16 protein-coding genes and 1 pseudogene are annotated in these 17,351 nt (G+C 57.9%); 3 read left to right on the top strand and 14 right to left on the bottom strand.

Features of this window, described 5'->3' with window-relative positions:
• Positions 1-144 precede the first annotated feature (144 nt).
• From ACQUQF_RS21995 to ACQUQF_RS21955, 9 genes are all read right to left on the bottom strand, one after another.
• Positions 145-1,113 (bottom strand): LLM class flavin-dependent oxidoreductase, encoded by a 969-nt coding sequence (locus ACQUQF_RS21995; RefSeq protein ID WP_435181372.1) that lies wholly within the window; start codon positions 1,111-1,113, stop codon positions 145-147.
• 290 nt (positions 1,114-1,403) lie between these two features.
• The gene (locus ACQUQF_RS21990) at positions 1,404-2,408 is read right to left on the bottom strand and encodes a Gfo/Idh/MocA family protein (protein ID WP_435181370.1); all 1,005 of its coding nucleotides are present in this window, start codon (positions 2,406-2,408) and stop codon (positions 1,404-1,406) included.
• Positions 2,409-2,411: 3 nt separating this feature from the next.
• Entirely contained in the window at positions 2,412-3,440 is a 1,029-nt protein-coding gene (locus ACQUQF_RS21985) for a zinc-dependent alcohol dehydrogenase (RefSeq protein WP_435181369.1), read from the bottom strand.
• Positions 3,441-3,813: 373 nt separating this feature from the next.
• The gene (locus ACQUQF_RS21980; protein ID WP_435181368.1) at positions 3,814-3,990 is read right to left on the bottom strand and encodes a hypothetical protein; all 177 of its coding nucleotides are present in this window, start codon (positions 3,988-3,990) and stop codon (positions 3,814-3,816) included.
• Between the two features lie 38 nt (positions 3,991-4,028).
• Positions 4,029-5,165, bottom strand: a complete 1,137-nt coding sequence (locus ACQUQF_RS21975) for an ABC transporter ATP-binding protein (protein ID WP_435181367.1) — start codon at positions 5,163-5,165, stop codon at positions 4,029-4,031.
• Positions 5,166-5,418: 253 nt separating this feature from the next.
• Positions 5,419-6,552 carry a UxaA family hydrolase gene (locus tag ACQUQF_RS21970; RefSeq protein ID WP_435181366.1) on the bottom strand — a complete coding sequence of 378 codons (1,134 nt, stop codon included), beginning with the start codon at positions 6,550-6,552 and terminating at the stop codon, positions 5,419-5,421.
• Positions 6,542-6,850 carry a UxaA family hydrolase gene (locus ACQUQF_RS21965; protein ID WP_435181364.1) on the bottom strand — a complete coding sequence of 103 codons (309 nt, stop codon included), beginning with the start codon at positions 6,848-6,850 and terminating at the stop codon, positions 6,542-6,544. The genes ACQUQF_RS21970 and ACQUQF_RS21965 overlap by 11 nt, the downstream gene beginning before the upstream one ends.
• Complete coding sequence (locus ACQUQF_RS21960) at positions 6,847-8,031, bottom strand: UxaA family hydrolase (protein ID WP_435181362.1); 1,185 nt, start codon at positions 8,029-8,031, stop codon at positions 6,847-6,849. The genes ACQUQF_RS21965 and ACQUQF_RS21960 overlap by 4 nt, the downstream gene beginning before the upstream one ends.
• A 210-nt stretch (positions 8,032-8,241) precedes the next feature.
• On the bottom strand, positions 8,242-8,394 hold the full coding sequence (locus ACQUQF_RS21955) for an NAD(P)-dependent oxidoreductase (protein ID WP_435181511.1): 153 nt from the start codon (positions 8,392-8,394) through the stop codon (positions 8,242-8,244).
• A gap of 283 nt (positions 8,395-8,677) precedes the next feature.
• On the opposite strand from ACQUQF_RS21955, the gene ACQUQF_RS21950 reads away from it, so the two are divergent.
• The gene (locus ACQUQF_RS21950) at positions 8,678-9,562 is read left to right on the top strand and encodes an NAD(P)-dependent oxidoreductase (RefSeq protein ID WP_435181360.1); all 885 of its coding nucleotides are present in this window, start codon (positions 8,678-8,680) and stop codon (positions 9,560-9,562) included.
• Positions 9,563-9,576: 14 nt separating this feature from the next.
• On the top strand, positions 9,577-9,981 hold the full coding sequence (locus tag ACQUQF_RS21945) for a VOC family protein (RefSeq protein WP_435181358.1): 405 nt from the start codon (positions 9,577-9,579) through the stop codon (positions 9,979-9,981).
• Here the strand turns inward: ACQUQF_RS21945 and ACQUQF_RS21940 are convergent.
• From ACQUQF_RS21940 to ACQUQF_RS21920, 5 genes are all read right to left on the bottom strand, one after another.
• On the bottom strand, positions 9,894-10,406 hold the full coding sequence (locus tag ACQUQF_RS21940) for a VOC family protein (RefSeq protein WP_435181356.1): 513 nt from the start codon (positions 10,404-10,406) through the stop codon (positions 9,894-9,896). The genes ACQUQF_RS21945 and ACQUQF_RS21940 overlap by 88 nt on opposite strands.
• 515 nt (positions 10,407-10,921) lie before the next feature.
• Complete coding sequence (locus ACQUQF_RS21935) at positions 10,922-11,773, bottom strand: carbohydrate ABC transporter permease (RefSeq protein WP_435181354.1); 852 nt, start codon at positions 11,771-11,773, stop codon at positions 10,922-10,924.
• Positions 11,774-11,776: 3 nt separating this feature from the next.
• Positions 11,777-12,724: a carbohydrate ABC transporter permease gene (locus ACQUQF_RS21930; protein ID WP_435181353.1), complete on the bottom strand. Its 948-nt coding sequence runs from the start codon at positions 12,722-12,724 to the stop codon at positions 11,777-11,779.
• 32 nt (positions 12,725-12,756) lie between these two features.
• Entirely contained in the window at positions 12,757-14,217 is a 1,461-nt protein-coding gene (locus tag ACQUQF_RS21925) for an ABC transporter substrate-binding protein (protein WP_435181352.1), read from the bottom strand.
• A gap of 398 nt (positions 14,218-14,615) precedes the next feature.
• Positions 14,616-15,929: a DUF362 domain-containing protein gene (locus tag ACQUQF_RS21920; protein WP_435181351.1), complete on the bottom strand. Its 1,314-nt coding sequence runs from the start codon at positions 15,927-15,929 to the stop codon at positions 14,616-14,618.
• Between the two features lie 1,177 nt (positions 15,930-17,106).
• Here ACQUQF_RS21920 and ACQUQF_RS21915 point away from each other — a divergent pair.
• Positions 17,107-17,220, top strand: a pseudogene (locus ACQUQF_RS21915) (IS6 family transposase); the annotation flags it as partial.
• Between the last annotated feature and the right edge of the window lie 131 nt (positions 17,221-17,351).

The raw sequence follows: 17,351 nt of genomic DNA, 5'->3' as shown, positions 1-17,351 counted from the left end.
TGATCGTCCGCGTAGGTTCGAGAGTGCCCCCAATAAATCAGTCGGGTCGGTCGAACGTAGAATCTCGGAGAGGCCGATTCCGAACACCGCGTCGAGTGATTCGAAACCCAGGGAGGGTGAAGACCGGGCGAGACCCTGGAGTAATCAACCGAACGCGGGGAGAACTCGATCGGCGAACAGCGCTATTTGCCCGTCCAACACGTCCGGGTCGTGCGCGACCGAACCTGCGATAGCCCTGTCGAAGCCGATTTCCTCGTACCGCTTAAGTTGCTCAACGACCTCGTCAATCGTCCCCGTCAGGCAGTGCTCCGCCGCGTGTTCGAATCCCCGCGAGGGGCTGAACAGGTCCTCGAACGCAGCACGCTGTTCTGCAGTCGTTGTTTCGGGGGTTCCTTCGACCAAATGGACGTAGTTCAAGACGACACGGGTGAGCGAATCGGGGTCGACGCCACGGTCACTAACGCGACGTGCGATGAGCGACCACTCCTTGTCGAGTCTCTCGGGATGTGACGGCGGTGCGATCCACCCGCCAGCGCGGAGTATCCGGTCGATGATCGGCTCGGGAATCGTTCGCTCGCCGTCCGCCACGTTCGAATTACCGCCTGCGAGAATCCGCGGAGGCTCCTCGGGGATAGGGTCGATTTGGACACCGTCGAACGTGTGGAACTGGCCGTCGTAGGACGATTCCCCCGCAAACAACGCCTGCAGCACCTCGATTCCCTCGTTCAGGCGGGGGCCACGTTCGGCTTTGGGGACGCCGGCAGCCTCGAACTCCTTGTCGACGTAGCCCGCCCCAACCCCGAGGGTGAGGTCACCGTCGATCAAGTGTTGGAGCGTCGCCACCTGGGACGCGACGGTTGCCGTCCGCCGCAGCGGGAGGAGGAGGACAGACGTGCCAAAGTCCATCCCGTCGGTGACAGACGCAGCGTGGGCGAACACGACGAGTGGGTCAAGAACGCTCGTCCGGTATGTCGGCGGATTAACGAGGTGATCGATGGCCCACAGGCACTCGATGCCGGCTCTCTCGGCACGTCGTGCCCACGTACGAATCGCCTCTGCGGGTACGAGTTGGTCGCCCGAACAGTACGTCGGAATCGTGGTATCTATCTGCACGGGGTCACCTTATCGGCCAGTAGTAAAGTGACTGGTGTGCGTACCACGCGGTTCACAGCGACCACGAGTGCTGTCTCATACGCTGTACCGCGTTACAGGCGCGGAAGGTCGGAGCAGTGAGGTGAGTGTGACGGGCAGCGTCCTGTCGGTGTGCATGTGTACGACGTGGTAGAGGCAGTTTCTTCGCCGTCCCACAGGGAGTTTCGATTACTCGTTCCACGTCCGGGTAGCGTCCGAGCGGCCGTCCGCGCGATCTACGCCGACAGTTGTATCCGGAGGTTGCGCGACGGTTAGAGACCCACGAGTCGGTCCTCTTCGGCTGATTGCTTGGCTGCCTCGATGATAGAGAGTTGGGTCAGTATCTCTTCGCCCGATGGATTTGGATTACGACCGGCCCTGATCGAGTCGACGAACTCCCGCATCTGAAGCGCGAAGTTGTGCGGGAGGTCATCGTCGACTTCGACCGGGTTACCGTTGAGACTCATCTCAGTCGACGCGACTCCGACAAGTTCGCCGGCGTGATCGCCGGTCTGCTCCCAATCGATCGAACCGTCCGTTCCGATGACCAACCCTTCGTGGACGGGGTCGGGGTTGTTGATCGAAAGGAAGTTGGTAGCGTGCGTTCCGTCGTCGAAACGGATGAGTACCGTAACGTCGTCGTGGCCCTCGAAATCGGGGTTGTTCGACCCGCCTTCTGCGTAGACTGCGACCGGGTCTTTTTCCCCGAGCATCCATAGCGTGTAATCGATGCTGTGAGAGCCGAGCATCGGATAGACCAGCCCGCCGGTTTTCTCCGCGGATTGCCACCAATCGGGGGCGACATCGACGTCGAAGTACGGGGTAAAGGTGTACAGCAGGTTGACCGCCTCGCCGATTTCCCGTCTGCGTTCGTACGCCTGGCGTAACGCCGGGAAGAACCTACGACTCTGACCGACCATGAGATTCACATCGTTTTCGTCAGCCGCTTCGACCATCTCTCTCCCCTCCGAGACCGACCTCGCCATGACTTTCTCGACCAGCACGTGCTTGCCGGCCTCACAAGCCTCGACCGTGAGCGGGGCGTGGAGGTGGTGAGGAACACAGATCACGACAGCGTCGATCTCCGGATTGGCGTAGACCTCCTCGGTTGCGGTGTGGTACGGGACATCGAATTCCGTAGCGAAAGCCCGTGCCCGGTTCTCGTCGACGTCGACGACAGCGCCGAGTTCGCAGCGATCTGGCCACTGCAGAATCCCGTCGATGTGGCTACGCGCGATTCGTCCCAGTCCGACGACCGCGATTGTCGTTCGACTCATACGCTACTCCCTCGGATCGAGCGCGATTTTCACCTGCGATTCGTCATTGCTGTACCGTTCCATCGCCTCGTCCACCTCCGACAGCGAGTACTCCGACGTGATCAACGACTCGACCTCGATGACGTCCGTTACGATGGGTTTCATGAGCCGCGGTACCCATCGGTCAAGGAACTCCGGCCCATGGTGCATCAGTGCCGGCAGTCGGATATCCATCCCGTGATGGTGGATCCGGTGTAGGTCGACGGTGACCGGTTCCATCATGTCCGGAATCGACGCGACGATTCCCTCATCGCGCGTGTTTGCCACGCAGAGATTGAAGTACTCCTCCTGGTGGGGGTTCCAGTATCCACAAGAGTGAAAACTCACGTCGACCCCGGCGTCACCGCTTTGATGTCCGCTTGCGTCTTCTTCCGCATTGTACCGAGTGTGTTCCTCGATTCGAGAAGGGACGTCGTCAGTCTCGGTGTTGAGAACAATGTCTGCGCCTCTGTTTTCCGCCATCTCGAGTCGAGGTTCCCGGTAGTCCACGGCGATGACCTGACTCGCCCCCTTCTTCTTGAGTCCCTCAATTGCGATTTGACCCTGGAAGTTGAGGCCCGCTACGAGAACGTCATCACCGGGTTGCACGCCACTCTGGAAGACACCGTAGATACCGACGCAGGCGGGTTCACCGAGACTGGCGATCTCCATACTCACCTCGTCGGGGGCCGGCTGGAGGCTCTCGACCGGAGCCGTGAAGTGCGACGAGAAGGAGTTGTTCGGCCCGAACAACATGACTCGGTCACCCTCTTTGAACTTCGTCACCCGACGCCCGGTTTCGACGACGGTCCCAGCACCCTCGTGGCCGGGGTACTCGAACACTCCATCTGGCATGTCCTCCGGAATAGACATCCCTTTCCATGCCCGGAGGTCAGCGTCGCAAATACTTGCCCGTGCGGTCTCTACTAACACCTCGTCTTCTCCGACATCGATATCGCGCTCGATGATTTCGAGCGAACCCGGCTCCGGCATCCGAACACTCGTTACGTCCATGAGCCTCTAGAGTGTGAATGGCTAAAATGATAATAGTGTCGACGAGTTACGGGTGTAACTCCGCGTCTTCGTGACCACAGGTAGCTGGCATGAGTCATCGGCCGCTGTCGTACCGCGGGCGCCCTCGCTTGTGCCGTGGTCGGTTTCAGATGGCTCTCTTTCGGCTCGTCCGGTAACACAGCCTCGCACCACCGGCAGTCCCCGTCGTGTCCTCTTTAGCGGTCGCCTGGACCCAGGTAGAACCAGTCCCTCGGGACCCACTGTCCGTGTACCCTCACGGGGAATATCTGATTCCCGGTAACGGCCTTGCTGCTAGGTAGGAACCGCGCCGAAATCCCAGCTCAGGTCTCACGAAACGACGGAACTCGAACGTCTACCGTTCGTTCATCGCCACGATGAGAATCGCGAGCAGAGAGATACCGAGCATGATGCCTGTAAACTGATACTGACCGTGCATGAGTAGGAGAGCGATGAACCCGACCCACAGCAGGATAAGAATCACGCCAACTGCGTTGACCACGTACGGAACGACGGTTTTGACTTGCGCCATGGTTTTTATATCCGGTGTTTAGTGCAAATGAGCAGACGTTACAGTAGTCTTTCTCCGTGTTCGTCGAACAGCCACACTTTCTCCCGGTCGAACGAGACCGGAACCGAACGACCTTCGGAGGTGAACGCGTGCTGATCCGTGACGGCCCGGATTTCGTGTCCGTCGGCGTCCAGGAAGACGTTGTCCGTCGAACCCTGGGGCTCAAGGACAGAAATTGTCGCGGTAAACAGTTTGTCAGCTTCGTCCACGCCGAGTCGCATGTAGTCCGGGCGAATCACCAGGGAAACGGTGTCCGGTAACTCCGGCGGTAACTCCTGCTCCTTGTCGCTCGGGAGAGTGAGTGTGAAGAGATCGTGGTCGAGTTCCAGTTCGTCTCCCCGCTGGACGAGATCACAGTTCAAGATGTTCGCCTCCGGGGACCCGATGAACGTCGAAATGAAGATGTTCTGGGGATCGTTGTAGATCTCGTACGGAGTCCCAATCTGTTGGATATCGCCGTCGTTCATGACCACGATTTTATCGGCGAGCGTCATTGCCTCCGACTGGTCGTGGGTGACGAACACCATCGGCGTCTCAAGTTCCCTCTGTAGACGCTGAATCTCCAGTTCCATCTGGTCCCGGAGGTGAGCGTCGAGCGCGGAGAAGGGCTCGTCGAGTAAGAACGCCGCGGGGTCCATGATCATGGCCCGTCCGAGACTGACTCGTTGTTGCTGTCCGCCGGAGAGCGCACTCGGCTTCCGGTCGAGCATCTCCTCTATCCCGAGGGTTTCTGCGGTCTCCTCTACTCGTCGGTTCTTCTCTTCCTTGTCAAGGTCGGACGTCATGTCTAGACCGAACCGAATGTTCTCCCGGACGGTCTTGTGGGGGAAGAGGGCGATGCTCTGGAAGACGAACGCCAAGTTCCGGTCCTTCGGCTTCAAATCCGTGATATCCTCGCCGTGGAGATGGATGCTCCCCTCGTCGGGTTGTTCGAGTCCGGCGATCGAACGAAGAGTGGTTGTCTTCCCACAGCCGGATGGTCCAAGAAGGACGACGAACTCCTCCGGACCGATTTCGAGATTAGCATCATCCACGGCGACGACATCGCCGTTGTTGAACGTTTTCGTTATATGCTCTAATTTGATGGCTGGTCCGGACTCCCGAGATCCTCGGGGAGCTTCCTCGGTCTGCGACATGAGATAAGGATAGTATCGAAACGGACGCACCTATATCTTTGGGTGATAATCACTACCAGGACAGCGGGGCGAGAACATGTTCAAACATATCAGATTGGTGGCTGAAATCACCTGTTCGATCTTTGCTCGTCGGCGATTTCCATTGTGAGAAGTACTCGCCACGACTTCTATCCAAGGACAACGCTGCTTTGAGACAGACGTCAAGATACCTTCATGGGAAGAGCACACCAAGTCCACGCAGCAAACGTCGTCGTTACATCGATGGACCGACGCGGGTGATAGCAAATTCTGTGATGCCGTGGTGCTCTGGGGAGGTCCGTTTTCCGTTAGCGACAGCGAGGACGGACTCGGTCAGCTCTGGAGAGGTAACCGACCTTGCGTCGATATCAATATCGTCAGGTAGCGCTGAGAGCGTCTCAGAATCACCAGACACCTTCAGAACGGGGACGAGCGGATGTCCCGTGGGAATGCCCTCACCGGTTACGTGGAGGATGAGCTGTACACCCGCGGCCGCAAGGCCGGTCGCTGCTTCGTCGAAGCGCGACGGAGCATCGACGACGGCGAGTCCGCGGTCGTGCGTTGCTACCTCGCCATAGGAGACGATCTCCCGAACCGGGAGACCGCCACAAAGGCCGATACTTTCTTCGAAGCCGCGTTCGAGGGCCCTTGCGTAGACCCTTGAGGCCCGTGCAGGGTGGTTCTGGTGTCGTTCGAGTAGGTCATCCACGTCAGGCGATGTCGCCGCGTCGGTCGCTGCACGTGTTGCCGCCGGATGTGCGGCGAACCGCTCGCTCCCGGCGACGACGACGCGGCCGCCCGCCTCGACGACGGATCGGGCGAACGCGCCAACGAGGGGTTCGGCCTCCTCGACAGTGGAGTCACTCAGATCGCTGCTCACGAGACCGACCGTCAGGTCGCCGAGTGAGACGGGGGTCCGCGTTGCAGCCTGTACTTGGTCAGTAAGATCGATAGCTGCCTCTACACCCCGTTCGATGCAGGGCTCCGTCCCCCCGGCATCTTGAATGGAGACTTCCCTGACGGGGAGGTTACGGTCACTGAGCGCAGTAGCGACGGTATCGCTCTGGACGTGCTCGCAGCCGAGACCGACGACGACAGTACCGGCAACGTTGGGGTTTTCCGCGACGCCGAGGAGTGTCCGCTTCGTCTGGCTGTTATCTACGCCGAGTTGCGCACAGCCGTGGTCGTGGGGTGTGGCCACCGCACAATCGACGCGCTCGGCGATCTCCTCGGCGACGAGATGCGAACAGATCACGGTCGGGAGAACGAGGACCCGATTACGCACCCCCAGACGCCCGTCAGAGCGACGATATCCCGTGAACGGCTCTTCATCCGAGTTCGTTTCCTCGGTGCTGGCATCAGTCGTCATTCTGTCCCTCCAGATCGCCGCGGCCGCGCCGACTCTCGCAGTTGTGCGTGTGAACCCACTCGCCAGTGGCGATGTCCTGGCTCGCCTGCCCGATGACCTCACCGTACTTCCTGATCGTCTCGTCCTCGGGGATATCTGCAAGCGCGAACTTGTGTCCGAATGAGACGGCCTCGGTGAGCGTGATGGTGTCCCCTTCGTATTCCACGGTCTGGCCCGCATCGAGATCCTCGAGGGTTGTTGCGACGTTGTCGGACCTCGTCATTAACAAGGCGGCATCGTCGAGGACGATACCTTTCATTCGCTCACCTCCACGAGTTCCTGGGGCTGAATTTCGTTCACTGCGAACTCTTCGAGGCCACGCTTCTCGGCCTCCGTTCGCCTGCCGTCGGCAACCGCGAGTACCTCCTCGTATGTGCGCTTCCCGACGGTATCTAGGGACTCACCATGGATGACGGTGCTCGCGTTTACGTCCATATTGTTCGACATCTTCTCCCAGGTCTTGGGGTTGCCCGTGACCTTGATCACGGGAGCGATCGGGTTCCCCGTTGTGCTACCACGACCGGTCGTGAAGGCGATGACCTGCGCTCCGCCGGCGACCTTGGCGACTACCGACTCGACGTCGAACCCGGGGGTGTCCATCAGGACGAGACCACCGCCGGAGGGTAGTGGCTCCGCGAACTCAACCATGTCCCGGACGGGCGTGGTTCCCCCCTTCGCGATTGCGCCGAAACTCTTCTCTTCGATGGTCGTCAGACCGCCTTCCTGGTTCCCCGGAGTGGGCTGTGCGCCCCGGAGGTCCACACCCATCAACTTCGCCTGGTCTTCGCGCTCGGCGACGCGTTCCAGCAGGCGCTGACGGACAGTCTCGTCGGTGCATCGCTCGGCCAGTATGTGCTCCGCACCGATGAACTCGGGCGTCTCGCTGATGCAAACAGTGCCTCCGTCCTCGACGAGGCGGTCGCACGCGTTGCCGACTGCCGGATTGGCAGCGATACCGCTTGTAGCGTCGCTGCCTCCGCACTCGACCCCGAGGATGAGTTCGGACGTGTCCGCTTCCTCCTGGCGTGCGTTCTTCGCTTCCTCGTTCAGGCGAGTGACGCGCTCGGTTCCAGTCTCGACCGCGAGCCGAGTCCCACCAGCGTCGCGGATAGAGAGCGTCTCGGTTGCTTTCACCGCGTCCGCGATTCGGTCGGATACGTCGTCCGCGTCGATCTCTTCGGTTCCCAGTTCCACGACGAGTGCTGCACCGACATTCGGGTTCCGCCCGATGCCCACGAGGACGCGCTCGGTCTGTCGTTTCGCTGGCTCCGGTTGAGTAGTTCCCATCTGGTGTGGCGTGGCACACGCCCACGCCCCCGCCAGATCGGAGATCCGACTGGCGACGCTACTCGCCGCCACCGACGTCGGAATGACTGCGACGTGGTTTCGAACGCCGATATCCCCGTTCTCACGTCGGTATCCCGTGAAGGTCGCTACCATTTCTCATAACAGTCAGTACGTAGAGTCAAGGGTCTTTCGTACGCTGAGGCGAACTATCCTCGAGGGAATCACCTCAGCATCATCAGTATCCGGACGAGGGGGACTTGCGTTAGACGAGGTTCTCACTGTCGAGGCGAGTCTGAATATCGCGAGCGCCGATTCGCAAACCGTTGAGTACGACACCGCGGGTCGACCCTACCGTGTGTTGCGTTAGCAGCACATCATAGGTTCGCGTAATGGATGGCCTCCGGAGAGGGGTTCCTCCTTGAAGACCTCAAGAGCCGCTCCGCCGATGTCGCCTTCGCGCAGCGCATGGACCAGCGCAGCCTCGTCGACGAGGCCGCCCCGGACGGTGTTGAGCAGCAGCCGAGTCAGCGTAGTTGGACCCTTAAGATGACCTCCCAGATATCCCCCGTCTCCGCAGGTGTCTTTGAATCTGCTCGTTCAGCATCTACTGAGAGGCGCTCTGTGCCCTTGCCCTCTTTTTGCAGTGTGGGATTTATTGGCCGAATTTTTGATAGGACCCCGTCTAATCTGGGACCGCAGTGCGCCGGTCAGGGCTACAGCCCGTGCCAGTTCGCGATGGCGACCAGGCACCTATCATCGGGTGTCAGGTAGATTTATACCGGATTGGGGCATTTTGTTGATGGGGCATGTCACTGTGAGCCATGCAGCGATCGATACAGAGGTAGGCTTCGTCGGACTCGGCAACATGGGTCTTCCGATGGCGCGGAACCTGCTCGATGCAGGGGTCAACGTCTCTGGATTTGACCTCGACACCGACCGGTTGGAAAAGTTCGAACAGGCCGGTGGGGATCCGGCAGCAGACCTGACAGGAATCGCTGACTGCGAGATCGTCATGGTGAGTCTCCGGTCGCCGGACCAGGTTCGCCAAGTGAGCGACGAACTCTTCGGGAACATGGACCCCGACTCGATATTCGTGGATATGAGTACAATCGACCCGCTGACGACAAAACAAATAGCCGAGATCGGTGAGGACAACGGAATCAGCGTCGTCGATGCACCGGTCAGTGGCGGTGTCGTTGGTGCCGAGGAGGGGACGTTGTCGATCATCGTCGGCGGGGACGACGACGATATCGCGGCGGTCAGGGAACTGTTCGAGGTATTGGCCGAGGACGTCTTCCACGTCGGCTCGACCGGGGCGGGACAGACGGTGAAGTTAGCGAATCAGATACTGATCGGTGCCCAGGCCGCCATCGTCGGTGAAGCCTTCCGGTTCGGAGAGGCGAACGGCATCGATTCGGCAGTGCTCTACGACGTTCTCTCGAAGAGCGCAGGAAGTTCGTGGATACTCGAGGAGAAGGGCCGACGGATTGTCGAGGACGACTTCGAGCCTGGGTTCGACATCAACCTCCAGTACAAGGACTTGAAACTGTCCCAAGAAGTCGCCCAGGAGTTGGACGTACCGATGTACATGCTGTCGACCGCCGTCGAAGAATACGTGCAGGCGCGCCGAGAGGGACTGGGCAACCAGGATCACACGGCGATGTACAAACTGTTCAACGATTAGCGTTCACGAATACAATGTTCAAAGGAATTCATCACCTCGCGTTCGTCGTAGAGGATATCGAACGGTCGATGCAGCGATTCGAGGACAACTTCGATATGGAGCTGGTCACGCGCGACCAGATATCGGGCGCCTTCTCGATGGACGTCGCGTTGTATCACGCCGGAGATAACATCGTCGAACTCATCAAACCGACCACAGAGGAGGGGTGGACCTACGAGTATCTTCAGGAGAACGGGGAAGGGTTCTTCCACGTCGCTTTCGAGGTCGACGATATCCGCGAGAGCATGGCCGAACTCGAGCGTCGCGGCATCCGGGTGGAGGACGACGAGCCTCAGGAGGGGTTTGCCTGGGAAGTCGTCACGCTCAACGACGAAGACACCATCGTTCCGATGCAGATCGTCGAAGAAACGGACGGCTGAGTGGAGCGTCTCCGTTCTATCCACTCAGATTCGAGAACTAGAAATCCGAAACCGCGGTACTCTCCTTCGGCACCGTTTAGATCCACGAGTTCGATCGGAACTCCCGGTGCGACGAAGGCTCGGACGTACGCTCCGGTTCCGTCGACCGGTTCGCAGTCGTAGAGTTCGATGCCACGGTCCTCGAGCGTTTCCTTCGAGGTTGCGATGTCCGGAACCGGGTACGCGACGTGACACTGGGAGTGGTCCTGAATTTCGTCAAGTAGGTCGTCGAGATACGCACCTCGCTCGTTACGGGTAATAAGTTCCACCTTTCCTCCGGATGTCTGGATGAACCCAAGGTCGACCCTTCCGTCGACGCTCGTCTCTTCTCTCAGTTCGCCATCCAACAAATCACAGTAGAACGTAGCCGTCCACGATGATGCCAAGGTGGTGGAGGCCCGAAATCACGTCTACTAGATCTTCAGTCCCCCTGAAGGAGCTTTAGGTGGTGCACCGAGCAGCTACGCTTTACGGACGTGCGACTGTGCTAGTCGCTCAGAAGTTACGGCGCTAGACGCGGGACGCTACGCTAAGCACCACCTCGCCCTACCATCGACGTGGAGTACTCGTCCTCATCTAAACAGACCCGAACGGGACGAACGTTAACGACCTGAGCGTTTTGCCCGTTGATAAGGGGACTCCGTCTTCGGATTCAGGGTTGGTGGGAAGCCTCAAAAGCAGTGGGCGTAGAGAAAGAGCAGTAGCAACCCACAATCGCCTTTTGGGACGTTCCGAAACGGTGGCCCTTCTCCGAAGGACCGTTCCTTATGTTCGTCACCGCACGCTGTAGCAGAGGCGCATTCGTGTGCTACGCCTGATTCTTCCGTGCGCGAATCATCTCCCCGATGGATGGTCAACCTGTCGAGTGCTGCTTGGAAAAACGCTGTCGATGGTTTGAGCGCTACCTGACGGCGAACGCCGAGGTCAGATAGCGCCGGGAGATGAGGTACAGAATCGTCGGCGGACCGCCGACGATGAACGACAGGGCCATGACCTGACCCCAGAAGACACGTTCACCGCCAACCAGGAGTTGGAAGAGCGCGACGACCGCTGGCTGGGCACCTCCCCCCGTAGTCAGCATGTTCGAGAAGAGAAAGTCGTTCCAACCGATGAGGAACGAGAGGAAGCCAACGGCCATGATCGCCGGGGCCGAGAGTGGGAGGATGACGCGCACGAAGGCCGACCACTGCGTACAGCCGTACACCTGAGCCGCTTCTTCGATGTTTGCCGGGAGTTTCTCGAAGAAGTCCCGGAGAATCCAGATCGCGAATGGGGCGATGAAGGTCTGGTACGCGATCCAGAGGCCGGGGATGGTGTTGTACAGACCGGTATCGATCCAGATTGAAGTGATGGGGATTATGAGAAGGATATATGGGAACAGAAGCGTCGCGATGATCAGGTAGAACGCGACCTTCTTCCCCGGGAAGTCCTTCCGTGCGAAGACGTACGCACCAGGAATTGTCACTATCAACGAGAGGATCATCGTTCCGGTAGCGACGTACACGGTCGTCATGAAGTTATCACCGCCGATCTCCCACGCCTCGAACCACGGGCGGAGCGACGGATTCTTCGGAATCCAGTAGGTCCCCTGGGTGTAGAACTCCGGCGGTAGTCGGAACGAAATCGAGAGTGAGAACAGGTAGGGTAACGTAACTACTGCAATCAGCACTGCAGTAATCACCGTCATGGTAGACTTGAACAGCAGGTCGTTTATGTTATCGCGATCGAACCGGGTGGTTTGTTTCGAAGCCATTAGTTAGACACCTCTGCTCTTCTCGAACTCTCTGATGAACACTACCACGAACGCGAGCGTTATCGCAAGTAGCACCATACCGATTGCGAATCCACGCCCCAGTTGACCGGACTCCGAAGCTTGGCGGTACAGGAGAATCGACAGGAGGGATGTCTTGTACCCCGGTCCACCTCCGGTGAGTTGTAGCGGCTGTGAGACCTTTGTCAGATTCCACACCATCCGGATGCTGATCGCCACGAGGATGGCGCTCTTGAGTTGGGGCAAGGTGACGTGCCAGAACTGCTGGAATCGGTTTGCCCCGTACATACGCGCCGATTCGTAGTGTTCCTCGGGGATACTTTCGAGAGTCGCGAGCAGGATTAGGAAGATGAACGGCCAGAACGTCCAGGTAATCGCCCCCATGATTCCGGCCAGCGCTGTTGGCCCCTTCGTGGACCAGTAAATCGGTTGTTGCAGGATTCCGAGGTCGACCAAGTAGTTGAAGATCGGCCCGAGGTTCGGGTGGAGCAGGAACATCCACACCGTACCGGTCACTACCGGAGGCATGGTGTACGGCACCATGAACAACATGCTCAGCAGGTTCTCGAAGGAGTCGAGGTTGGCGACGAGGAGTGCCGCCACTAATGCGATTCCCAACATCATGAACGTCACCATCGAGTAAATCAGGGTAGCTTTGAGCGACGTCCAGAACGCGGACCACGTGAAGAGGTACTGGTAGTTCCCTAATCCCACCCACTCGATATTTCCGGAAATCGGCCACGAGTGGAACGACATCCAGACGCCCTGCAACATCGGGAGCCAAACGACGAGGAGCAACAGCAGCAGCGTCGGCAGGAAGAGCGCGTAAGAAAACCAGTTCTCCTTGATGGCGTCTTTAAATCCACCGTAAGTGTCCCGGATATTCTGTATGCGCTGACCTGGCTCGCCGATATATTCGACAATAGTTGACATGTTATTTAAAATATATTTTCCCGGAGTATCGGTTACTTCTCTGACGGGAACGGCGATTCCTTCATGAGTTGGCGTGAATCCTTCGCTATCTGCTTACACGCCTCTTCGGGCGAGATGTTTCCACGGAGTGCTTTCTGTGCGGTCGGTCCCGTCAACGTCGAATAGATCTGGGCGATGCCCGGACGAGCGGAGACTGAGTAGTTCGTCTCCTCCGCCATCGTGGTTAGCACGTCCAGCAGGCCGTGTGGTTTCCGCTCCAGGTCGCCCCACACGTCCTTGCGAGCCGGTAGCGTGCCGAACCCGTTCCAGCTCTGGCGCTGGAGGTCCTTCTCGAGGAACTTCTTCATGAGGCCGATAGCCGCCTCCTGTTTGCGGTTCCACTTATTCTGGCTCACTCCTGGGGGTTTTTCAGTCAGTGCCAGACCCACCGTGGACCAGATGAACCCGCCTTTCTGTAAGTTGTTGGTCTTGTACTGCGTCGTGTACTGCACCTTTCCACTGTTTGCCAGCTGCGGGGCCTGCCGTGCAAGGGACGGATGGTTGAAGGGGTCCATGGACCCGCCACTCCACCGCCCGCTGATGATGTTCGGCACCGTTTTCTCATCGGACATCTGGGGAGTCTGTGGCCCACAGAGATTGTGTTTTCGGAAGACGTTGACGTAGTCGCGGAACGTCTTGATCCAGTTCTGCTTGTCCATGTTCGGCTCTCTGGCCTTCTCATCGACGTACAGCCCGTCAGCACCAGCGTTGGCGATTTGCCACGGAAGGAGCTGAACGTCGGACCAGTCGTGGGGGACGCCGTATACCTGATACCCCGTAGTTGCCGGTCCGTTGTTCATCACGGTCTTCATCGTGCTGACCAGTTGGTCGTAGTTCTTCGGGGGCATGTTCTTCTCCCAGCTGACCCCCGCCTTCTCGAAGTGGTCCCTCCGGAAGACGTTGGGCTCGCGGACGTCGAGACCGAACGGAATCTCGTAGACTCGGTCGAGACCGCTCCCCTGGTAGCCTCGGTAGGTCTCTTTGGCCATCAAGTCCATTATCCACTGGTACTTCTGGATGGTCTGGTCGTCGAACTTGTCGATGTACTCACTCACGGGGACGACCTTGTGGTTCAGGTGGCCACCGAGGTACGTGAGGTTATCGTAGACGACGGGATAGTTGTTGTTCGCCCATGCGGTTCGCCACTTGCTACCGACTAGGTCAGTGTAACCGGAGAAGTTTACCTGGACGGTCGCCCCCGTTTCCTGTTCGAACTCCTTGATGATCTTGTTCGACAACTCCCTCGCGTTCCGGTTCTGAATATTGATTATGTTCCAGTATCGGAACGTAACGTCGCTAAAATCTTGTTGGTCACTGCTCTTCTTCGTGGTCGTCGTCTCCTGACCGCCTACTTCGCCTCCACCGGTGCATCCAGCTAAACCCGTAATTCCGGCTGCTCCAAGTCCTTTGATGACGTTCCGTCTCCGCCGATTCTCCTCCCCCTGTGATGGCATAACAACCCATAGCAATCGGTGGCAGTTTAAAGGTTATCAAAGTAATCATACATGACGGTGCTTAGACACCGGGATTTTCGGGGCAAATCAAAGGAGAACTTCGAGTCGATGGCCTGGTCCAGATCTGTCCACTAAAAATTTCTGACCGGTTGGACCTCGATTTCCGGATCTGCTTCCACTTCATCAAATGACTTAAAAGCGAGTTTTTCGAGTGGATTCTCTAGCCACTGTCAACCTACCAGTGGCCGTAGGGCGTCAAGCGGTTTTACCCCCTACCTAATACCCCTAGTCATCGCCTGGCTATCCCCGTCTTGCCTCCGCAGCGTTCGACGATTCCGACTCGCAGACGGTGATAACCCGCTACGGAAGAAGCGCAGGTACGACTTTCCAGCAGGGCTTCACTCCTCAAAGAGGTCGAACGCGAAGTCTCCGTCATACGTACGTATTGAAATGTTATCCAGGAGCTCGATATCCTCACGGTCCTCGAGTTCCTCGGCAACGTTCTCCGAGACGAGGAATCGCCCTAGGTCGAGTGTGTTCTCGACGAACCCGATCCGCATATCGCCGGGCGAACTACAGCCGGTCGCCGAGTAGGTCAACAGCAGCGCCACCTCGTCGGTCGGGGTAACAACGGGGAGTCGGGCGCGCGCAGGCTCACCGCCTGTGATGGCATTGATGTACGTGTCTGTGAGGCCAATTTGGGAGACGGCGTCCGCATGGATGAAATCCGCCAATCCCATGCCGATGGCGTTGTGGTGGGAGGCCTCTGTCAGTCCTCTCACGTAAATTCGCGTGTAGACGGGGCTTTCGGATCCCGACTGTCCATGGTAGAGCATCCGGCCGACTACGTTGGTGTCCATTCCCGTTCCGGAGATGTTCTTCCCAATTTCGTCGACAATAAGGAGGTCGAGGTTTTCCACCGGCAGACGTGGAAAGAGTTCCTCCGAAGCGTCGAGCAGTTCGGGCTCACGCTCGAGGATGTCCTCAACCGGGATTCCCTCCACGTGTGCCGCGCGCTCGTTGGCGTTCTCGTAGATGGCGACACCACCGACGATCGGCGTCTCCTCGAAGAGGACGGCCGCACGTTCAGGAATTGCCTGGTCAAGTCCCTTTGCAAGGCCGGCCTGGTGGGTTATGTCGGCTCCACGTTGCTTGCCGAGGCCGATCACCGTCATCTTGCAGAGACCGCTTTCGACTGAACCCCGGAAGTCGGTGTGAAGTTTGACTCGATTGGCCAACAGGACGGCATCGGCCTTTAGCGCATCGCGGGCAGCGTAAATCGGCCGGCCTTCCGCGTCTTGGCCGACTTCCTCAACCGCCAGCGAAGAGCGAATCTCACACCCCATAGCCTCCTCCGTGATCCCAAGACTCTCGAGCATCTCTACTTGACCCTCGGCAGTCGCGCCACCGTGACTGCCCATCGACGGGACGATAATCGGTGTATAGCCGCGTTCTTTGAGATGATCGACCATTCCCAGAAGTACCTCCGGCATATCGTGGATACCCCGTGAACCGGCGGTGATGGCGACTTCCGCGTCTGGGCCAAGGGTGACATCTTGTAGAGCAGTATCGGCGGCGTCCTTACCTGCACCGTAGACGTCTTCGACCTGCGGTTGGTCTCGTGTCTGCTCAAGCAATACTAAGTCCGGGAACTCATCGACAGACGCGTCGTTGATATCTTCGAGACGATCATCATTGGGTGGTTCAAGCATGGTAGCGTTTCCACAGCACACTGTTCGGCGTTGGAGTACAATGAGTCTGTGGGACTTACAATGAGTTGGCGGCCCAATACCCTCATGGTGTGGACTCCGCATGATGTGATCCTTTAACACCCAAGTGTAGTCACGACACTGGTCGGCGATAAATCGTCCCCTTATAGTTCTATATCCAATACGTCAGTGATGGAGGTCCGTATCCCGGTATGCGTTGACTAATATCATGGTTTCGGGATTTCTCTTGTCTCGTTAGTTCATCTGTTCAAGTACCTCTCTTCTCTTCGTTTGACCCCACGACTCGTGTCGATGATAAGCGGGACGACGTAGTCGAACCTTGTTCTGGACTATCCTTTTCGCAAACGAACGCTGTTGAACGGGAGAGATTTGCAGCCTTTACGCCTCTATATTTGTAATGGAAGGGCTAGTTCCATGATCTGAATAACCATTCAAGGTTCGGGATGGGTTTTTCAATATCCGTTTAATTATGTCGGTGTGGTAACATTGGAGATTGCTGGAAGAAATGGATTCCAGAATCTTTGTATGTCATGTCTCTTTCGAGGGATTTTGCCGATAGAAGCTTGTTGACTATGGGATAGAGCAACGCTTCCATGACAGATTAAAGGAAGCAAATCCTGGGGACAAGCGCGATTTGCTTGGCGATTTTTACCTATACTATCGTTCAGTTCATGGTATCGGTCGTTGACTGCAATGGTCAAAAGGTCACTGTCCAATTAAGGAGCAAGCGCGTCTATAAGTTATACTCAAACCGAGACACGGGAAGACGGCTTCCTCTAGAATCGGACTCAAATAGATGGTGTGGCCGGCGATCTACCGGCTCGTTGAGGATATCGAGGAAGAGCACCAGGACACGATTCTGCCCGCTGTCTATGGGCGGGACCATCAGCGATGGTCGGGGTTACTCCTCTTCTCATCCGAACACCCTCCGAGTACCATCCGGAGGTGATCACCGTAGTTCCCGGATGTGCTCCTCCGTGAGGTCGTGCCCGATGGAACATCCAGATGATAATCACGGCAGTTCCAGCAAGTGCAACGATATCGGTTATGACGGTAAGTACCAACTGACCGAAACCACAGAAAGCATCCGGAGAATGGCCAGCAGATAAGAAGGGCACTGTCTAGTTAAGGAGCGAGCAGGTCGAAGAGCTAGTGATTCATGCTACTCTCAGACCTGCTCAGAGAGACGTTAGACACCGCGACTCTTGAATGTTAGCAGCGCGAGCGGACGGCGAACGCCCTGACGGGCGTCGCCGTCCGCCTCCACGCTGCCACCGTTTGACGAAGGGTTCGGTTCTGGGACGGGCAACTGGACGATCGACCTTCACCCTGATGCAGCAGATCGGGTATCTAAGGGGAACGGCGAATGGACCCAGAGGCACGGGGGGAGTGTACACCTCCATG

Source organism: Halorussus sp. AFM4 (assembly GCF_051194995.1).
Classification (GTDB): domain Archaea; phylum Halobacteriota; class Halobacteria; order Halobacteriales; family Haladaptataceae; genus Halorussus.
The sequence above is the reverse complement of the archived record's forward strand: the minus strand, read 5'-3'. Positions and strand labels throughout refer to the sequence as shown.